This is a genomic window from Saccharothrix sp. DSM 118769, assembly GCF_052936295.1.
This window is the reverse complement of the sequence record NZ_CP193627.1, coordinates 4,527,676-4,544,770: the sequence shown is the minus strand read 5'-3', so window position 1 is coordinate 4,544,770 and position 17,095 is coordinate 4,527,676. Positions and strand designations below refer to the sequence as shown.

The 17,095-nt window shown below is 70.8% G+C and carries 12 protein-coding genes and 1 CRISPR repeat array; of the genes, 7 read left to right on the top strand and 5 right to left on the bottom strand.

Annotated features, from left to right (window positions below; all coding sequences use genetic code 11):
• The first annotated feature begins 2 nt into the window (after window positions 1-2).
• The 4 genes from ACRAKJ_RS19730 to ACRAKJ_RS19715 all read left to right on the top strand — a co-directional run bounded on the left by ACRAKJ_RS19730 (window position 3) and on the right by ACRAKJ_RS19715 (window position 8,512).
• Window positions 3-3,194 carry a lantibiotic dehydratase gene (locus ACRAKJ_RS19730; protein ID WP_438920352.1) on the top strand — a complete coding sequence of 1,064 codons (3,192 nt, stop codon included), beginning with the start codon at window positions 3-5 and terminating at the stop codon, window positions 3,192-3,194.
• Complete coding sequence (locus ACRAKJ_RS19725; RefSeq protein ID WP_438920351.1) at window positions 3,191-4,477, top strand: lanthionine synthetase LanC family protein; 1,287 nt, start codon at window positions 3,191-3,193, stop codon at window positions 4,475-4,477. Before ACRAKJ_RS19730 ends, ACRAKJ_RS19725 begins: the two co-directional genes overlap by 4 nt.
• Before the next feature lie 386 nt (window positions 4,478-4,863).
• Entirely contained in the window at window positions 4,864-5,643 is a 780-nt protein-coding gene (locus ACRAKJ_RS19720) for a transposase family protein (RefSeq protein ID WP_438920350.1), read from the top strand.
• Between the two features lie 23 nt (window positions 5,644-5,666).
• A CRISPR array of direct repeats spans window positions 5,667-6,857; the repeat unit is 28 nt; unit sequence GTGCTCCCCGCGCGAGCGGGGATGGTCC.
• A 464-nt stretch (window positions 6,858-7,321) separates the two neighbouring features.
• The gene (locus tag ACRAKJ_RS19715) at window positions 7,322-8,512 is read left to right on the top strand and encodes a substrate-binding domain-containing protein (RefSeq protein WP_438920349.1); all 1,191 of its coding nucleotides are present in this window, start codon (window positions 7,322-7,324) and stop codon (window positions 8,510-8,512) included.
• Window positions 8,513-8,598: 86 nt separating this feature from the next.
• Here the strand turns inward: ACRAKJ_RS19715 and ACRAKJ_RS19710 are convergent, their stop codons facing one another.
• Complete coding sequence (locus tag ACRAKJ_RS19710; protein WP_438920348.1) at window positions 8,599-11,370, bottom strand: BTAD domain-containing putative transcriptional regulator; 2,772 nt, start codon at window positions 11,368-11,370, stop codon at window positions 8,599-8,601.
• A gap of 139 nt (window positions 11,371-11,509) precedes the next feature.
• On the opposite strand from ACRAKJ_RS19710, the gene ACRAKJ_RS19705 reads away from it, so the two are divergent.
• From ACRAKJ_RS19705 to ACRAKJ_RS19695, 3 genes are all read left to right on the top strand, one after another.
• A complete protein-coding gene (locus tag ACRAKJ_RS19705) occupies window positions 11,510-11,932 on the top strand; it encodes a hypothetical protein (protein WP_438920347.1) in 423 nt (140 codons plus the stop codon).
• Window positions 11,933-12,094: 162 nt separating this feature from the next.
• A complete protein-coding gene (locus tag ACRAKJ_RS19700) occupies window positions 12,095-12,430 on the top strand; it encodes a hypothetical protein (RefSeq protein WP_438920346.1) in 336 nt (111 codons plus the stop codon).
• Window positions 12,431-13,474: 1,044 nt separating this feature from the next.
• A complete protein-coding gene (locus ACRAKJ_RS19695; RefSeq protein ID WP_438920345.1) occupies window positions 13,475-13,972 on the top strand; it encodes a helix-turn-helix domain-containing protein in 498 nt (165 codons plus the stop codon).
• Window positions 13,973-14,352: 380 nt separating this feature from the next.
• On the opposite strand, the gene ACRAKJ_RS19690 is transcribed toward ACRAKJ_RS19695, so the two are convergent.
• The 4 genes from ACRAKJ_RS19690 to ACRAKJ_RS19675 form a co-directional block, all read right to left on the bottom strand.
• On the bottom strand, window positions 14,353-14,595 hold the full coding sequence (locus ACRAKJ_RS19690) for a hypothetical protein (protein ID WP_438920344.1): 243 nt from the start codon (window positions 14,593-14,595) through the stop codon (window positions 14,353-14,355).
• Between the two features lie 7 nt (window positions 14,596-14,602).
• Window positions 14,603-15,583: a hypothetical protein gene (locus tag ACRAKJ_RS19685; RefSeq protein WP_438920343.1), complete on the bottom strand. Its 981-nt coding sequence runs from the start codon at window positions 15,581-15,583 to the stop codon at window positions 14,603-14,605.
• Between the two features lie 82 nt (window positions 15,584-15,665).
• Window positions 15,666-15,848 (bottom strand): hypothetical protein, encoded by a 183-nt coding sequence (locus ACRAKJ_RS19680; protein ID WP_438920342.1) that lies wholly within the window; start codon window positions 15,846-15,848, stop codon window positions 15,666-15,668.
• Window positions 15,849-16,474: 626 nt separating this feature from the next.
• Window positions 16,475-16,939, bottom strand: a complete 465-nt coding sequence (locus ACRAKJ_RS19675) for a hypothetical protein (RefSeq protein WP_438920341.1) — start codon at window positions 16,937-16,939, stop codon at window positions 16,475-16,477.
• Window positions 16,940-17,095: the final 156 nt, after the last annotated feature.

Genomic DNA, 17,095 nt, shown 5'->3' with positions numbered 1-17,095 from the left:
CCGTGCCCGCGCCCACCACCACACCGGAGCCGAGGTTCCGGGTCGTCGACGCCGCCACGGTGCGCGTCGCCGTCCGGGCCGCGGACCGGCACCTCGACACCGGCCCACCGCCGCCCGACGCCGACCCGCCGGTGTGGCAACGGTGGGCGCGGCACGTCGCCGACGACGTCGACCTCGTCGCCGCCGTCGAGCTGGTCAGCCCGTCGCTGGCCGACCAGCTCGCCAAAGTCGTCGCCGGGGCACGGCTTCGCCCCGCCCGCTACCGGCGGCTGGGCGAGGCCGTGCTGCGTTACCGCTCCCGCATGACCCGTGCCACCCCGCTCGGCCTGTTCGCCGGTATCGCCCCCGCGCGCTTCGGCCCCGAACACCGCCTACCCGACCTCGACACGGCACGACCCACCCTCCGCATCGCCACCGAGTGGCTCGACGCGGCCCTGCAGATACTGGAGGACACGCCGGCGCTGGTGCGACGGACCAGCGTGGTGCTCGACAACACGGTGTTCATCCGCGACGACCGCCTGATCCTGCCGCACGCGCGCCACCGCACCCGCCGACCGGCATCCGATGCGTCGACGCGAGCAGCCCCGGAACGGGACGGCCAGGAGGTCGAGCCCGCGGCCGAAGTCAGCGTCCGCCGCACCGCCGCGGTGCGCCTGGTGCACCGGCTCGCTGCGACACCCATCCGGGCCGAACGGTTGTTCTCCGCAGTAGGCGAGAAGTTCCCCGGCACCGACCCGGCCCGGATCACCGCTCTGCTCTCCAGCCTGGTCGGCACGGGCATCCTGCGCACCGACCTGCGCGCACCGATGACCGTCACCGACCCGCTCGGCCACCTCCTCGACCGACTGACCGCCTACGACGCCCACACCGTCGACACCATCACCGGCCTGGTCGACGAGCTGCGCGCCGTCCACCGCCTCATCCGAGCCGACCTCGACCACCCCGATACCCGCCCCCGGCCCCGGCCCCAGGGCACGGTGGTGATCGCCGAGCGGATGCGGCGCCTGACCCCGGTATCCCGGCCGCTCGGGATCGACCTGCGGTTCGACGGCACGCTGGTCCTGCCCGACATCGTCGCACGGGAAGCCGAGACCGCAGCCACTACGCTCACCCGCCTCGCGTTACCCGGTTCATCGCACCTGCGCGCCTACCACCACGCCTTCCTCGAACGCTACGGCCCCGGCGCGGTGGTGCCGCTGACCGAGGTGATCGACACCGAGGCGGGCCTGGGGTGGCCCAACGGCTACCGCGACACCCACGTCAACGCCTCGACCGCGCCGGCGCGGGGAGACCGCGAAGCGCGGTCGCTGGCCCTGGCCTGGACCGCCGCCCGCGACCAGGCCACCGAGATCGTCCTCGACGCCGACACCCTCACCCACCTGGCAGGCGAACCGACCGGGTCGTCGGCACCCCCGCCCGCGCACCTGGAGTTGGGATTCCGGGTGCACGCCACCGAGCACGACACCATGACGCGAGGTGAGTTCCGGCTGGTCGTGTTCACCGCCTCGCGCGCCGCCGCCACGATGACCGGCCGCTTCCTGGACCTGCTCGACCCCGCCGACCTCGACCGCATGACCGCCGCCTACCGGGCCCTGCCGACCACGGTCGCCGACGCCCTGCCCGTGCAGCTGTCCTGCCCGCCGCTGTACGCGAGCACCCACGACATCGCCCGCACTCCCGCAGTCCTGCCCCACGTCCTGCACCTGGGCGAACACCCGCCTTCCGGCGCGGACGACTCCGAGCCGTACCAGGTGCCCGTGACCGATCTCGCGCTGCACGGCGACAGCCGCCGCCTGCACCTGATCTCGCTGTCCCGGCGCCGTGCCGTGCATCCGCACCTGCTCAGCGCGGTCGAACTCACCCGCCGCGCCCACCCGCTCGCGCGGCTGCTGTGCGACCTGGAAGCAGGACAGACCGCGCTGCCCGGCCCGTTCGCGTGGGGAGCGGCGCGTCACCTGCCGTTCCTGCCCCGCGTCCGCCACGGCCGCACCATCCTGTCCCCGGCCCGCTGGAAGCTCACCACCACAGACCTCCCCTGCCCCGAGGAGCCGTTCACCCGGTGGGCCGGCGCCGTCGACGCCTGGCGCGACCGCAACCACGTGCCCGACACGGTCCTGGTCGGCACCGGCGACCGACAACTGCGCCTGACCCTGGCCGACGAACACCATCTACGGCTGCTGCGCGCCGACCTGCGCCGTCGCGACAGCCTCACCCTGACCGAGGCGCCCTCCACCAGGGAACTGGCCTGGATCAAGGGCCGCATGCACGAGATCGTCGTGCCCCTGGCCCGCGACACCCCGCCCGTGCCCGTGCCCGCGCCACGGCTGCGCGGCACGGCGGTCACCCGACGCGACCACGCCCACCTGCCCGGCCACGGCCGGTGGCTCTACCTCAAGCTCTACGCCCACCCCGACCGACACCACACCATCCTGCGCGACCACCTACCCGACCTACTCGCCTCCTGGCCCACTGCACCGCACTGGTGGTTCCTGCCCTACCGCGATCCCGACGACCACCTCCGGCTGCGCCTGGCCCCCGCCACCTCACCCACCACGGACACACCCGACACGGACTGGCAGGCACACGCGCTGATCCGGGTAGGGCGCTGGAGCGCCGACCTGCGCCACCGCGGTCTGACCGGCCGGATGCAGCTCGACACCTACCTGCCCGAGGTCGGACGGTTCGGCGACGGCGCGCTGCTGACCGCCGCCGAAGCGGTGTTCGTCGCCGACTCCGCCTACGTCCTGCACCACACCACCACCGGAGTCGAACGGGACGCGGCCGTCGCCGCCGCCCTGATCGACCTGGCCGTGACCTTCCTCGGCGACACCACGACCGCCACCCGCTGGTTGATCGACCACCTCGACCACACCACCACCCCGCCCCTGCCCCGCACCACCCTGGGACGCGCACGCGCACTGGCCGGCTCCAGCCTCGGCCACCCCACGACGACACCCACCCCACCAACCCGCCACGACGACGACCTCGTCGGCGACCGCCGGCGACACGCCCTGACCGCGTACGCCACCCTGCGTCGCAGCGCCGGCGTCGACCCCGACGCCGTCCTGCCCGCTCTGCTGCACCTGCACTGCGTGCGCAGCCTCGGCCTGGATCGCGATGCCGAACGCCTCGCCCACCGCCTGGCCCGCGCCGTCGCCCTGGGCCACCACATCCGCACCGGGAACACCGTGTGAGCACCGCACCCACCGCGTCTCCGCCACCGCACGCGCCGCCCCAGGAGCACCGCCTGGTCGTTCCCGAACCGCTGGCGGCGCTGGCCGCCGACGTCGCCGACCAGCTCACCGATCCCACCGGGCGGCCCGCCGCCGGCACGACTAACTCGACGGACGCCTCGTCGCTGGCCGACGGCGCCGCGGGCATCGCCCTGCTGCACCTCGCCCGCGCCCACAGCGGCCACGGCGACCCTGCCACTGCCCGCGCCTGGCTGGCCCACGCCGCCGCCGGCGGGGTCACAGCTGATGAGCAGAGCAGTCTGTTCCACGGCGCACCCGCCCTCGCCTTCGCCCTGCACACCGCCGCCCTGACCACCCCCGGCGCCTACGCACGCGCCCTGGACAGCCTCGACACCGTCGTACTCGACCTCACCCGGCGACGCCTCGACGCCGCCCACCACCGCATCGACAGTCGACAGCGCCCCGGCTTCGCCGAGTACGACGTGCTGCGCGGCCTCACCGGCTTGGGCGCCCACCACCTACGCCGCCACCCCCACCACCCCGTCACCGCCGACGTCCTGAACTACCTCGTCCGCCTGACCTACCCACTCACCCCCGACGACGACCTGCCCGGTTGGTGGACCCACCACGGCCCCGACCGCCGACACCCCGAACATCACCCTGACGGCCATGCCAACCTCGGCATGGCCCACGGCATCACCGGCCCGCTGGCCCTACTCGCCCTCGCCGCCCGCCGCGGCGTCCTCGTCGACGGCCACCTCGACGCCATCCACCGCATCTGCACCTGGTTCGACACCTGGCGCCAAGACGGGGGCACCGGCCCTTACTGGCCCGAAATCCTCACCCTCTCCGAACACCGCACCGGCCGTCTCCACCACCCGGGTCCACACCGCCCCTCCTGGTGCTACGGCACACCCGGCATCGCCCGCGCCCAACAACTCGCCGCCATCGCCACCCACGACACCCCACGCCGGTACTTCGCCGAAACAGCACTCCTCAACTGCCTGCGCGACTCCGCCCAGACCAGCCGCATCACCGGACCCGGCCTGTGCCACGGCCTCGGCGGATTCCTCCACACCCTTCGACGCGCAGCCGACGACGCCACCACCCACCACCTGGCCGACGCACTCGCCGCCTACCTGGCACGCCAAACTCCCCAGGACCGAACAACCGGCATCCCATCAGGACTTCTCGACGGCATCACCGGCCTCGCGCTGGCCCTGCACACCGTCACGGATTCCCGCAGCAACACCGGCTGGGACCGTTTCCTCCTGATCGCATAACCGGCGCATAGGCTTGTGGTGGATCGAACTACCCCGCACCACCGGCACCTCACGGCAAGCCGGGCATCAGGTGGGGACAATGCCCGATCTTGCTCGGGTCCTGACAACCGATCAGCTGGCCGCGGATACGTCGTACACAGTCAGCTTCTCGTTAGCCGATGACATCGCGCGACTACGGGTATACGAGACCAGAACGAACCGAATGAAAACGCACTCCTCGGGCTGTAAAGTCACTGAACGTTTTTCATCCTGGTAGGGATGCGTTGGCAGGCAAGGGATGTGGGCCACAAACCGGCGATCGTCGGCGTGTCGGTGCCGCAACGGGATGAAGCCCTCGGTAGGAGGACTGTCGACCAAGATCAGTCCTGTTGTACCGAAGGCTTCACATGCTGTTCTACCGTGCCGCGCTGCCGTTGTCACATCGGACCCTGACCTTCGTCTCCGGTCTGGTCCGCGCCCACCGCCGACAGTCCGGATCGGTGTGGCGCAGGCTCGATCCGGGGCAGCAGGCCCTGCTGGTGCTGGTATACCTGCGCAAGGGCGAGACCTTCGCCGAGATCGGCGCCGGGTTCGGCGTCTCCACCGCGACGGCCTGGCGCTACGTCAACGAGACCGTCGAACTCCTGGCGGCGCGGGCCCCGAAACTGCGCGAGGCGCTGCGCACGGCGAAGCGTCGGGGCCTGGCCTACGTGATCGTCGACGGCACGCTGATCCCGATCGACCGGGTCGCCGCCGACCGTCCCTTCTACTCGGGCAAACACCGCATGCACGGGGTGAACCTGCAGGTGATCGCCTCGCCGGACGGCACGATCCTGTGGGTGTCGGGCCAACTGCCCGGCAGCACGCACGACACCGCCGCCGCCCGGATCTGGCAGATTCTCGCCGCGCTGCGCGAGGCAGGGTTGATCGCCCTGGACGACAAGGGCTACCACGGCTACGACGAGACCGGCCACCATGTGATCACCCCGTACAAGGGCCGCAACAAGCCCGACTCGCAGAAGGACGCCAACCGCGCCCACGCCCGCCTGCGCGGACCGGGCGAACGCGCCAACGCGCAACTCAAGACCTGGCGCGTCCTGCGCAAACTACGCAGCTGCCCCTACCGCGCCGGCCGCCTGGTCAAAGCCATCCACGTCCTACAGAACTACGAGGCCAACGCAGGATGAAAAAGGTTCACTGGTCAAGAAGTGTGCTCCCCGCGCGAGCGGGGATGGTCCGGTCCACCCCGAGTGCCTGAACGGCTCCGACTGGGTGCTCCCCGCGCGAGCGGGGATGGTCCCTCCTGGGCGTACTGGGCGCGCGGGACGGCCCCGTGCTCCCCGCGCGAGCGGGGATGGTCCGAGGACTGACCCGTGGCCCTTGTCCTCACCCCCGTGCTCCCCGCGCGAGCGGGGATGGTCCGGATGGCGGCGGTCTGATCGAAGCGTTTAGGGAGTGCTCCCCGCGCGAGCGGGGATGGTCCGGCGCCGCTGCAGTCCACCCTGCGCCGCAGCATGTGCTCCCCGCGCGAGCGGGGATGGTCCGAGCTGCGCCAGGTCCTCGAAGGCGAACAGCTGGTGCTCCCCGCGCGAGCGGGGATGGTCCCGCGGTCTTCATCGCGCGGAGGTTGGGCAGCATGGTGCTCCCCGCGCGAGCGGGGATGGTCCGTCCCCGCCGACGAACCGGCCTGACCAGCACCTTGTGCTCCCCGCGCGAGCGGGGATGGTCCCTCCTGGTCGGACATGCCGATGGCGGCGACCAGGTGCTCCCCGCGCGAGCGGGGATGGTCCACCCCTCCGGGAAGATCATGAAAGATCACCCATGTGCTCCCCGCGCGAGCGGGGATGGTCCGGGAACGGGCATGACGAACGAGGCGCAGACCATGGTGCTCCCCGCGCGAGCGGGGATGGTCCCGGCACGAACGGGATGAGGGAGTCCTCTTCCATGTGCTCCCCGCGCGAGCGGGGATGGTCCGCGCCACCGCACGTACGTCTTGCGGATCTCGCTGTGCTCCCCGCGCGAGCGGGGATGGTCCCGAAACGCGGTCCTACTGGTCACGATCACTCGGGTGCTCCCCGCGCGAGCGGGGATGGTCCCGTGCGCATCGAGGCGGCGGAGGGCGAGGCCCAGTGCTCCCCGCGCGAGCGGGGATGGTCCGACCCCGGTCCACGTGCGCGCCGACGAGCGCGCGTGCTCCCCGCGCGAGCGGGGATGGTCCCCGCGACCGGATCGTCGAGCGCGTGCCACGCGGGTGCTCCCCGCGCGAGCGGGGATGGTCCCGTGCTCCGCTCCGAACGGGACGCGCTGTCCCGGTGCTCCCCGCGCGAGCGGGGATGGTCCCCACCTCGCGGAAGCGCGGCGGCTCCAGCCGGAGTGCTCCCCGCGCGAGCGGGGATGGTCCCGCCCGGTCAGCGCCGAGCGGCTGCTGCACCACGTGCTACCCGCGAGCGGGGATGGTCCGGGCGAAGCCCTGCTCCAGACCGCCCAGGACTGGTGCTCCCCGCGCGAGCGTGGATGGTCCCGGCCCCTGACACGGAGGACTGAACTCCATGCGGTGCTCCCCGCGCGAGCGGGGATGGTCCTCACCGAGCTGGTGAACACGGCGCCGCCCGCGTGCTCCCCGCGCGAGCGGGGATGGTCCGCGCCAATGGCCCTCCTCTCGCCCGGAACACACTTCTCTCGCGATCTTCGGACGCACGGGTTCGACCGAGCGTGCTGCGAGGGCGAGTAGGCGTTGCGGAGGCGGAGCACCTCGATCGCCTCACCACCGCCGCTCGTCAACACCCTCGCCGACGCGTTGCGCCAAGTTGGGCAATCGCGCCGGATTGACGATCACCGCGGCGCGCGGTGCGCGACCATCGCGGCGTGCGCGAGGAGAGGCCGGCGGACCGGCCGGGCGACCAGGTGGCGAAAGCGTCCTCCGGGAGCTCCGTCGTGCAGGCCGGGCGGGACGTCCGCATCACCTACCGGCGGGGCGTGCACCTGTCGCCGCGCCCGGCGGGCGCGGTCCTCCTCGCGGGCGCGGTGGCCGTCGGCGGGCTCGTCCTGCTGCTCAACGGGCTGCTGACCCTCGCCGTCCCCCTGTGGGTGACGCTCCTGGCGGCCGTGGCGGGCGCGGTGACCGCACTGCCGCTCCGGCGCGGCCGGCGGGTGTTCCTGGTGACGTCGGCGTTCAGCCGGAAGCCCTGGATCGTCGAGCTGATGCAGCACGTGCACGGCACGCTCAACCGCGGCGGACTCGACCTGGTGCTCAAAGCACCCGAACACGACTACGACGCCGCCGCGCAGGCACACCACCTGCGGCACCTGGCCCGCTCCCGGCGCGAGTACCTCGGGGGACTCGTGGTCGCCACCGAGGTCCACCGGCTGCGGCCGGAACTCGTCGAGTTCTGCGCCGACTTCGCGGCACCGGTCGTCTTCGTCGACATCGAACCGTTCGACGACGAAACCGACTACCCGCCCGACACGGCGTTCGTCGGCTACCTCCCCACCGACATAGGCGTGCTCGCCGGTCAGTGGCTCGCGAACCACCTCACGCGGCACGACGTCCGCCACCCCCACGTCCTGATCGTCGCGGGCCCGGAGCAGGTGGACCGGCAGCGGTGCTGCGAGGAGGTGCTGCGCGACCGCGTGGACGGCGTCTCCGTCGTGGTGGACGACGGCTGCGCGTTCCAGCGGTCCCGGGCACGGGAGACCGTGCAGGCCCACGTGCGCGAACTCGATGCCCGGGGCGGCCGGCTCGACGCCGTGTTCTGCACCGACGACGAGATGGCGCTCGGCGCGGTGGACGCGTTGCGCGGCATCCACTCCCCCGCGACCGCGGACACCGTGGTCATCGGCGTGGACGGGGCACCCGAGGTCCTCGCGTTGATCGACAGCGGCACCGGTCCGCTGCGCGCCACCGTGGTCCAGGACTCGCGCCGGCTCGCCGAGAGCGCGATCCACGTGCTGGAACGAATGCGCCGAGGCCGGGCTGTCCCCAAGCGGACGGCGTTGCGACCCGAGATCCACCAGACGAACAACCGGTCCGCGACGGTACCGGGAAATGACGCGTAGCAGCACTTCGACCGGCGCGTCGCGGCCCTGGGCACCGGGCACGACACGGCCCGGAGCCGCGACGCCGACGTGTTCGACCTGGTCGGTCAGCCGGTGGGGCCGGTGTCGTGGGGCGGCTGGTGGCGGGTGCCGATTCCGTTGAGGCGCTGTTGCACTCGGGTGGCCTCGTCGCGCCCCTGTGCCCGGTACAGCTCCAGGGCTTCCTGCCACGTCGCGCGCGCTTGGTCGTGCTGCCCCAGGGCGACATGGGCGTGGGCGAGGCTGTCGAGGGTGTCGGCACTGCGGGTGGTGTTGCCGAGGGCGCGGAAGAGGACGAGCGCGTGACGGTAGTGCTGGACGGCCTGGTGGTGTCGGCCGCCTGCGTGCTCGATCCAGCCGAGGCTGTCCAGCGTGTCGGCTTCGCCTTCGGGGTAGCGGTGACGGCGTTGCAGGGCGAGGGCGGCGCGGCAGTGGGCGCGGGCGGTGTCGTGATCGCCGCGGCGGGCGGCGAACCACCCCACCGCGTTGAGCGCGTTCGCCTCCCCGATCGGGTTGTCGAGGGTGCGGGACAGGTCCAGGGCGCGGCGGGCGTGTTCGAGGGCACGCTGGTCGTCCCCTCTTCGTTGCCACGCCCACGCGAGGGTGTGGTGGGTGTGTGCCTGCTGGGCGGGTTCGTGGTGGCGCTCGGCCAGGACCAGAGCGTGTTGCAGGTGGTCGACGGCCTGCTCGTGCCGGTCCGACTCGGCGTGGGCGCGGCCGAGGAGCCTGTGGGCGAGGATGCGGACGACGGGGTCGGGCAGGTGTCCGGAGGCTTCGACGGCGGCCCGGCACACGGCCGAGTGCTCCTGGCGGTGCCCGCGCCGCCAGTGGAAGGTGCTCAGGGCCCAGGCCAGGTGCCACACGGCGTGGTGATGGCGCTGGGCGACGGCGGTGTGCTGAGCGGCCAGCAGGTGAGGGTGGTGCGCGTCCATCCAGGCCAGTGCGCTCGAGTGGTCGAGCAGCGGGTGCGGGTGGGCGCCAGGGCCGGGAGGATCGAGCGGGGGCGGCGGACGGTGGGGGTCCAGCAGGCGGTCGGCGTTGTGCGCCGTGTGCCGGTAGAAGTCCACGACCCGCCACAAGGCCGTCCCGCGCACCGGCTCGGGCAGGTCGTGGGCGACGGTGGCGGCGTAGGCGCGGACGAGATCGTGCATGGTGTAGCGGCCGCCTGGAACACGGGTGAGCAGCGAACTGTCGGCCAGGGCGCGCAGCACGGCGTGCGCCTCCCGCACCGGCAGGGCGCTGAGGCTGGCGGCGGCGGGAAGGTCGATGTCGGGGCCGGGGGCGATGCCGAGCAGGGCGAACACGGTGCCCTGCTGGTCGGAGAGGCGGTGCAGGGACCAGGACAGCACCGTGGGCAGGCCGGCGGTCGGGTCGTCGGAGCCCAGCGCGTGCAGGCCGAGTTCCCGCAGTTCGGTGACGATGTCGGACAGCGGCAGGCGCGGGTCGGTGGCGATGCGGGCGGCGATCACGCCCAGTGCGAGCGGGAACCCGCCGCACAGCTCCACCAAGTCGGCCACGGCCGGTTCCTCGGCGGGCCTGCGTGCGGCGGTCAGCGCGGTCGTGAGCACTGCACTCGACTCGGTGTCGGTGAGCACGTCCAGGAGCACGGGGCGGGCACCGCGGCGCGTGACGAGCCCGGGCAGCCGGTTGCGGCTGGTGATCAACGTGGTGCACGCGCCGGCGTCGGGCAGCAGCGCGGTGACCTGGTCGGTGTCGGCGGCGTTGTCCAGCACGACCAGCATCCGCCGGTCGGAGATCCGGGCGCGGTACAGCGCGGTCAGCGCGTCGGGATCGTCCGGCAGCTCGCCGGTGTCCGCTCCGAGCGCGTCGAGCAGCACCCGGGCTGCCGCCCCGGGCGTCATCGCCCGTCCGGTGGGGCCGAACCCGCGCAGGTCCACGAACAGCAGCCCGTCGGGGAAGTCCTCGACGTGCCGGTGGGCCCAGTGGAGCACGAGCCACGTCTTGCCCACCCCGCCCACGCCGATGACGACCCGGACCTCCGCGGTCCCCCGTCCGGCGGTCAACTCGTCCAGCTCACGGGTGCGTCCGGTGAACGGCACGGGCGCGGGCGGCAGCCTGCAAGGCGCGGGCGACGCGGGAGGAGCCCCCTCCGGGGCCAGGGATTCCCCGGCGAGGACACGTCGGTACAGCTCTCGGAGTGCGAAGCCCGGGTCGGTGCCCAGTCCATCTGCCAGCCGGGCGCGCAGCCGGTGGTACTGGTCCAGCGCCTCGGCCTGCCGACCCGACCGGTACAGCGCGAGCACCGCCTGCCCCACCAACCTTTCGTCGAACGGCCGCTCCTCGACCCGCCCGAGCAGCCCCGCCACCAACCCGGCGTGCCGGCCTCGGCGCAACTGGTGTTCGGTGTGGTCCAGCTCGGCGGCAACCCGCACCCGCTCCAGGTCCGCACGGACTTGGAGCACCCACGGCGTGTCCAGGTCCGCCAACGGCTCGCCACGCCACAACCGCCACGCCCGGGCGAACAACGCGTCGACGTCACCGACCCCCTCGCCCGCACGGGTGACCAGATCGCGAAACGAGTGCAGGTCGACGGTCCCGGGATCGACATCCAACACGTACCCGCCGGACCGGTACCGGATCGGCGCGGCCTCGCCCAGCACCCGCCGCAACCGGGTCAGGTAGCTGTGCAGCGACGCGCGCACCCGTAACGGGGGGAAATCCCCCCAGACGCGGTCGACCACCCGCTCCACCGGCACGACCGTGCCGGCGTCGATCGCCAGCGCGGCCAGGACGCACCGCTGCCGAGCCGGACCGATGTCCACCCCGACACCGTCCACCTCCGCCTCGACCGCCCCCGACAACCGGAACCGCACCGCCATCGCGTCCCCCGCCCCGCACACCCTCCCTTCCTGTCTAGTGCCCCCCGGCAGGCAGTTCAAGAGGAGTGCAAGGACCCGCCCAGCACGGACCGGCACCGTCTGCCGCATGAATTCTTCTTCGAAGGGGACGGTTCCGAAAATGACCACGTCGATCAAGCGGTTGATCGCCACCACCACGTTCGCGGTGGCGGCGATCGGTTCGGCTACCGGGCCGGCCTTGGCCACCGGATCGGGTACCGACGGGCGGGACTTCTCGGCGAGCGGTGACGTTTCCGTCGCCGGCTACGAGACCTGCACGTGGGGCAAGGCGTGCCTGTACGAAGGGCTGGACGGCACCGGCCGGCGTTGGGAGGTCCCGGGGTGCGGCTGGAACGACATCCCGTGGTGGGACCACGGTGGTGTGCGCAACCTCGTGACGTCGGTGCGGACGCACGGCAACGGCATCACGCTCGTTGACGATGACCAGAACGGCGCGGTCACGGGTTCGGTCGGCCCCTGGGGGAAGACGAACCTGGCCGGCTGGGAGAACGACCGGGCGGACCGCGTCTTCGTCACCTGCTGATCCGAGCGGCGGGCGGGTACCCCCGACCGGGGCACCTGCCCGCCGCAACGTCCACGACGTCACCCGTCCGCCGCCGGCCGCACCCCCCAGCGTTGCGACAAAAATTTACACACCCAACCGAGGTTAGGTGAATTGCCAGCGGAGCCGAAGCCCTTCGACCGCATGACCACGCTGGTAGCGCCCACACCGGCTCAGGCGGACGTCGGGGCCACCTCGGCGATCGACCGTGCGAACCTGCGGCCCGACGACCTGCTCAACGACCGTGTCAATGACGACGGCGGACGCTACCGCAAGATCGTCGAGGACACCGTGTCCGGCATCGCTTCGACAACATCCCATATATCAGAAGTTCTCTCATCTGCGCACCAATGGGCTTTCGCCCGCTCAAGCTCGAAAACGGGCACCAATACGGGGGCCGCACAATCCGAATCGATGTGTTCAATGGACATCCCGCGTGCGCTTACCTCACACGGCCGGGAAGTTCCACCCACAGCATAGCGCTACGCCATTCAAGTGAAGCAGCATGGCCTCGCCGTCCGTCTGGCACTGCTTTGCGGCCGACATCAGCGCCGGTAAGAGCAGTCGACGGATCTCATGTCTGGACCGGGTCAGCAAATTGGACATCGCACTACCCGAGCGGCACCACTGCGGCCGGAGACGTGAGCCGGATGGTCCGGAATAGCTGCCCGGCGGCCTGCTCCTCTTCACGTCACCACCGGCGATGTTGCGGTATCGGAGATACAGGAAGGCTGCCCTTGTGGCACACGACAGCACGAGGGCCGCGTCCCACCCGGCGATCGGCGCGGGGCATTCGTGCCCACGCCGCCTCGGATCGTTGGACGGGGCTCCCGAAACGTCGTGCACGGACCGCCGCATCCGCATCTTCCGACGTGCGCGCATGATCAGGCCGCACGGCAAGCAGTCGGGTTCCCGCCCGGCCCGCCCTCGTAGTGGCCGGTCGACTATCACCTCAAAGGCTGGTGACCGCTCGCCGCGCGTCCCTCGTGGACGCCGACCACGCCGCACGTGACGATGAGGGCGTGGCCCGGCCACGCAAGGGATAGGACGTCATAGGACGTAACGGGTGGCACAGCTGTGTCACCCCAGCCCCGGCACAGCTCTGCCGCCCCAGCCCCGGCACGGCTGCGCCACCGGTGGCAATCTGCCGGGGGTGGCAATCCGCCGGGGGTGTGGACAACTTGGCGATCCGCCGCACAAGGCGCGCAGCGGGCTCACCCCGCCGACTCGACGGCTTTCATTCTATGAAATTTCAATTCTTTCACCGATCCCGCCCCAAAGTTTCACGTGCTGAAAGTTTTGACATTCTCGTCGGTTGATGTGATGATGCCGTCCGAGATGAACCGGGGGGCGCGGATCCGAATGGCGGCAATAAATCGAGAGCAGTGTGCCGCAGGCACTGCCGGGAGTCTGCCGAGGCGCCGGGGAACAGGCGGCCGACCGGCGGCGGAAAAGGCACCCGGAAACGGTGGTGATGTCATCGACGGCCCGTACCACCGGTGACTCGACATGAGCATCCGTGTGATGACCTGGGTGTGGGAGCATGCCGAGGCCGCGGGCACCGACCTGTTGTTGATGTTGGCGATCGCCGATTCGGCCGACGACCAGGGCCGCAACGCCTGGCCCTCGATCTCCGACTTGTCCCGCAAAACCCGACTCGACGAACGCACCGTCCAGCGCCGCCTCAAACGACTGCACGACCAGGGGCGCATCGCGATCGAAGTCGGCGGCGGGCGCCGTCGCAACCGCTACGCCATCCTCATGACGCCGTCATCGACCCCGTCGACGTTACCGCCATCCAACCGGCCCGCCGCGCCGGTCCACCGCCGGACATCAATTCCTTCCACACAACGCAGCTGGTCTCGCGGAACGGAGCACAAGCCCGACCGTGTCGACTGGCCGCAGTGGTGCGAACACTGCGACGGACCCGCGCCACAGGAACGCTACGTCGACGACGGAACCGGGGTCCTCGTGCCCTGCCCACGCTGCCACCTCAAAGGACACGACCAGACCGCCCGGTAGCAATCCCTCAGCTCCATCCACCCGGAGCTGATCCACCGCTTGGACGGCCGCGTTCGGGACTGTAAAACGAGTGGCTCTGGCGCACTTTCAGTGGTGACAGTGAGTAGCCGGTCGCGGCCGTGACCTCACGGTGGGGATCGATCCCCTTACGGGGAAGGTGCCTTCGTGCTGTCGAAGCCTTTGCCATCGCAGCGGCGGGTGCCGAACGGCACGGCCACAACCTGGATGTGGACTGCGGCCACCGCCTCCGCCGCGCATTCAACGACCGGAACCGATGGTCCGGAAATGCCCTCCCCACAAGGGAATCGGCATCCATCACAGGATCACGAACCGACTGGCTACTCACTGTAACCACCGAAAGTGCGCCGGAGCCACTCATTTTACAGTCCCGGTGAGCCTGCTGCGGCCATCAGCAGGGCGGCAGGTCCGGGGTTGACGCACAGGCCGGCAGCGCGGCAGACGTCGGCGAGGCCGCGCCGGCCGGTGGCGTCGAGCGAGCAGGCCAGGGTATTCAGCGGATCGGCGCGGTCGGCCTCGGCTCCATCCTGCTCGACGTAGACGGCCACGACCTGCTCGCACAGCCGGATCGCGGCGTCGTGTTCGCTGCGGACCTGCCGGATCACGGCGAAATCAGGTGTTGTTGATGTTGGAGTTCAGGTTCGCCGTGGTCACCTCGTCCTGGACCGCCTGGATGCCGTCGAGGATGCCCTGCCTCGTGATGTTCCAGTAGGCAGGCAGTCCCTGACCGGTCGGGTAAACGGCGCCGACGAGGGCGTCGACGTTCGGCGGGTTGACGACCAACGCCGTGCAGGTCATCCCGGTCGAGATGCAGTCGTTGGGCGACAGGCCGGCCCACTTGACGGGGCTCATGACGATGGTGAGTTGGATCCCGTAGCCGAGGAGCAGGACGTCGACACCCACGTCGTTGAGTGCGGTGTACACCGCCTGCAGGTGGCCGAGGGCGTTGACGATGTGGTTGTCGAAGGCCTTTTGCGCCGTGTTCGCGCCGCTGGTGAGGGCCGTGATGTTGGTGCTGGTGCTCGGCCCGCCGAACTGGGCGTTGAGCAGGTGCCCGGCGTAGAAGGTCCGGAGCGGGTGCGCCGCCTTGATCTGGACGAGGCAGGGGAGCGAGGTGGTCGACTGGGCGTTGCTGTTGGTGGACCGCCACGCGGCCGGCCCCAGGGTGCAGGTGACGGACTGGCCGCCCGGGTGCAGGTTGGCCGGCGTGAGGGCGAAGGGTGTGTACGCCGGCGGGACGAGGTGGACGAGCGTCATGACGGTGGTCGCGGCGGGCTTGATGACCACCCGGCCGCGGCCCTGCGTGTCCGCCAGCGTGGACTGCGCCTCCGTGTTGGCGGCGGCCTCGTCCTCCTGTTCCTCTGCCGCCTTCTTGGCGCGCTTCACTTGCCGGGCGCTGTCGTCGTCGGAGTTCTTCCGCTTCTGCGCCCTGATCCGCCTGGCCGCCTCCTGGAACTGGGGCTCCTCCTCCGAGTTGGTCCCGTCGTCCGAATCAGAGCTGATCGGCACGCTGTCGTCCTCGGACGAGGATCGGTCGAAACTGGCGCTGCTCGCCTCGTCCTCGTCGTCGTTGTTCCCGTAGGGATCTGTCATGGTCGCCGCCTCTCCGCGTAGATGATCAACGCTAGTCGTGGCCACCCCGGCCGGCGCCGCACATCGGCGGCCAATCGGAAGATCACGGGTCCACCTGCTGGCGGCGGAGACGGGTCGGCAGGGTGGCGTTGGCGATCGGCGCGCGCGGCCACGGCAGGTACACCCGGAGCTGTGGGACGAGCTCGTGCACCTGCTGGGTCGCGTTCGGTGGTGTCGACCGGTGTTGCCGGGCGGGCGGGTCAGCGGAATTGCGCAGGGTGGTCACGCTGGAGATACGCCAATACAGAGATCAAAAAGCGGTGGCGGTTGGCGTGGTCATGATGTTGTCGGCCCTGGCCGCGTATGCCAACACTCACCGACATACGAGACTAGAACGAACCGAATGAAAACGCACTCCTCGATCTGTAAAGTCACTGGTCAAGAAGTGTGCTCCCCGCGCGAGCGGGGATGGTCCGCACGCGCGAACTTCTTCCGCCGAATCAGCGCGTGCTCCCCGCGCGAGCGGGGATGGTCCGGCGGCATCATGAGCGAGCAACCGGCCGACCCTGTCTTCCCTGCGCCAGCAGGGGTGGTCCCGCGCCGAATCCGCCCGGCACCTCGATGTCGTACGTCCTCCCTGCGCGAGCGGGGGTGGTCCGCACTGATCCTCCCCTGGTCGTTCGGAATCGAGTTGCTGGGTGATCACTCGTTTCAACTGCCCGGAGGACATCGATGATGCCCCGGCGGCACGCATCCGAGTTCCGTCGCAAGGCCCTCGAACCGAGATCCGGCGTCCCTCGGTGATGACGGGCCGGGTCAGCAAAACGGATGTCGTTCGTCAAGGGCATGACGGGAGGGTGGTCTCCCCCGGTATCACCGGTGAAGACCACCCCGTGTCGCCGGGCAGGGCCGTCAGCAGTTCCGGAGGTTCTTGACCGCCCACCGCATGACGCTCTGGTCGATCAGGTACTCGCGGGAGCCTCTGACCGTGGTCCCGTACTGCCAGGAACCGTTCCAGAAGATCCAGACGTCGAGGCAGTACCCGCCACCGACGTAGAAGGATGCGGCCTGCTCCCAGTTGAGGGGGGCGTCGTCCGTGCGCCGGTGGGCCGCCAGGAGGTGGGTGTAGTCCTGGGAGTTGTCGTACTGGGACACCCCGATCTTGACGTTGGTCTCGTTGCTGATGTAGGTCCGCAGCGCCAGCGGCGCGACGGGGGAGCCGGTGTCCGCGGCCGAGATGGAGCCGTCCGCCGCCACCGTCAGCCAGCGCGCCGGGGTGCTCGACGTGGCGCCCGCGGGGGTCACCAGCGAGATCGCGGCGAGCACCGGCAGGAACAGCAGCGCCAGCGTCCGGGCCAGGGTGTTCGTCTTCCTCATCGTGGCTCTCTTCCTGTCGTCCTGCGCCACCCGCAGGTCGGGCGGCAACGGGACCATCGTCTGGGGCCGTTCGTATGAATTAGTCGCGACTTCGCACAATGCGCAGGTCAACGGGGTTTCGTGGTCCGCATGGCACAGCTTCACGGGGTTGGTGCG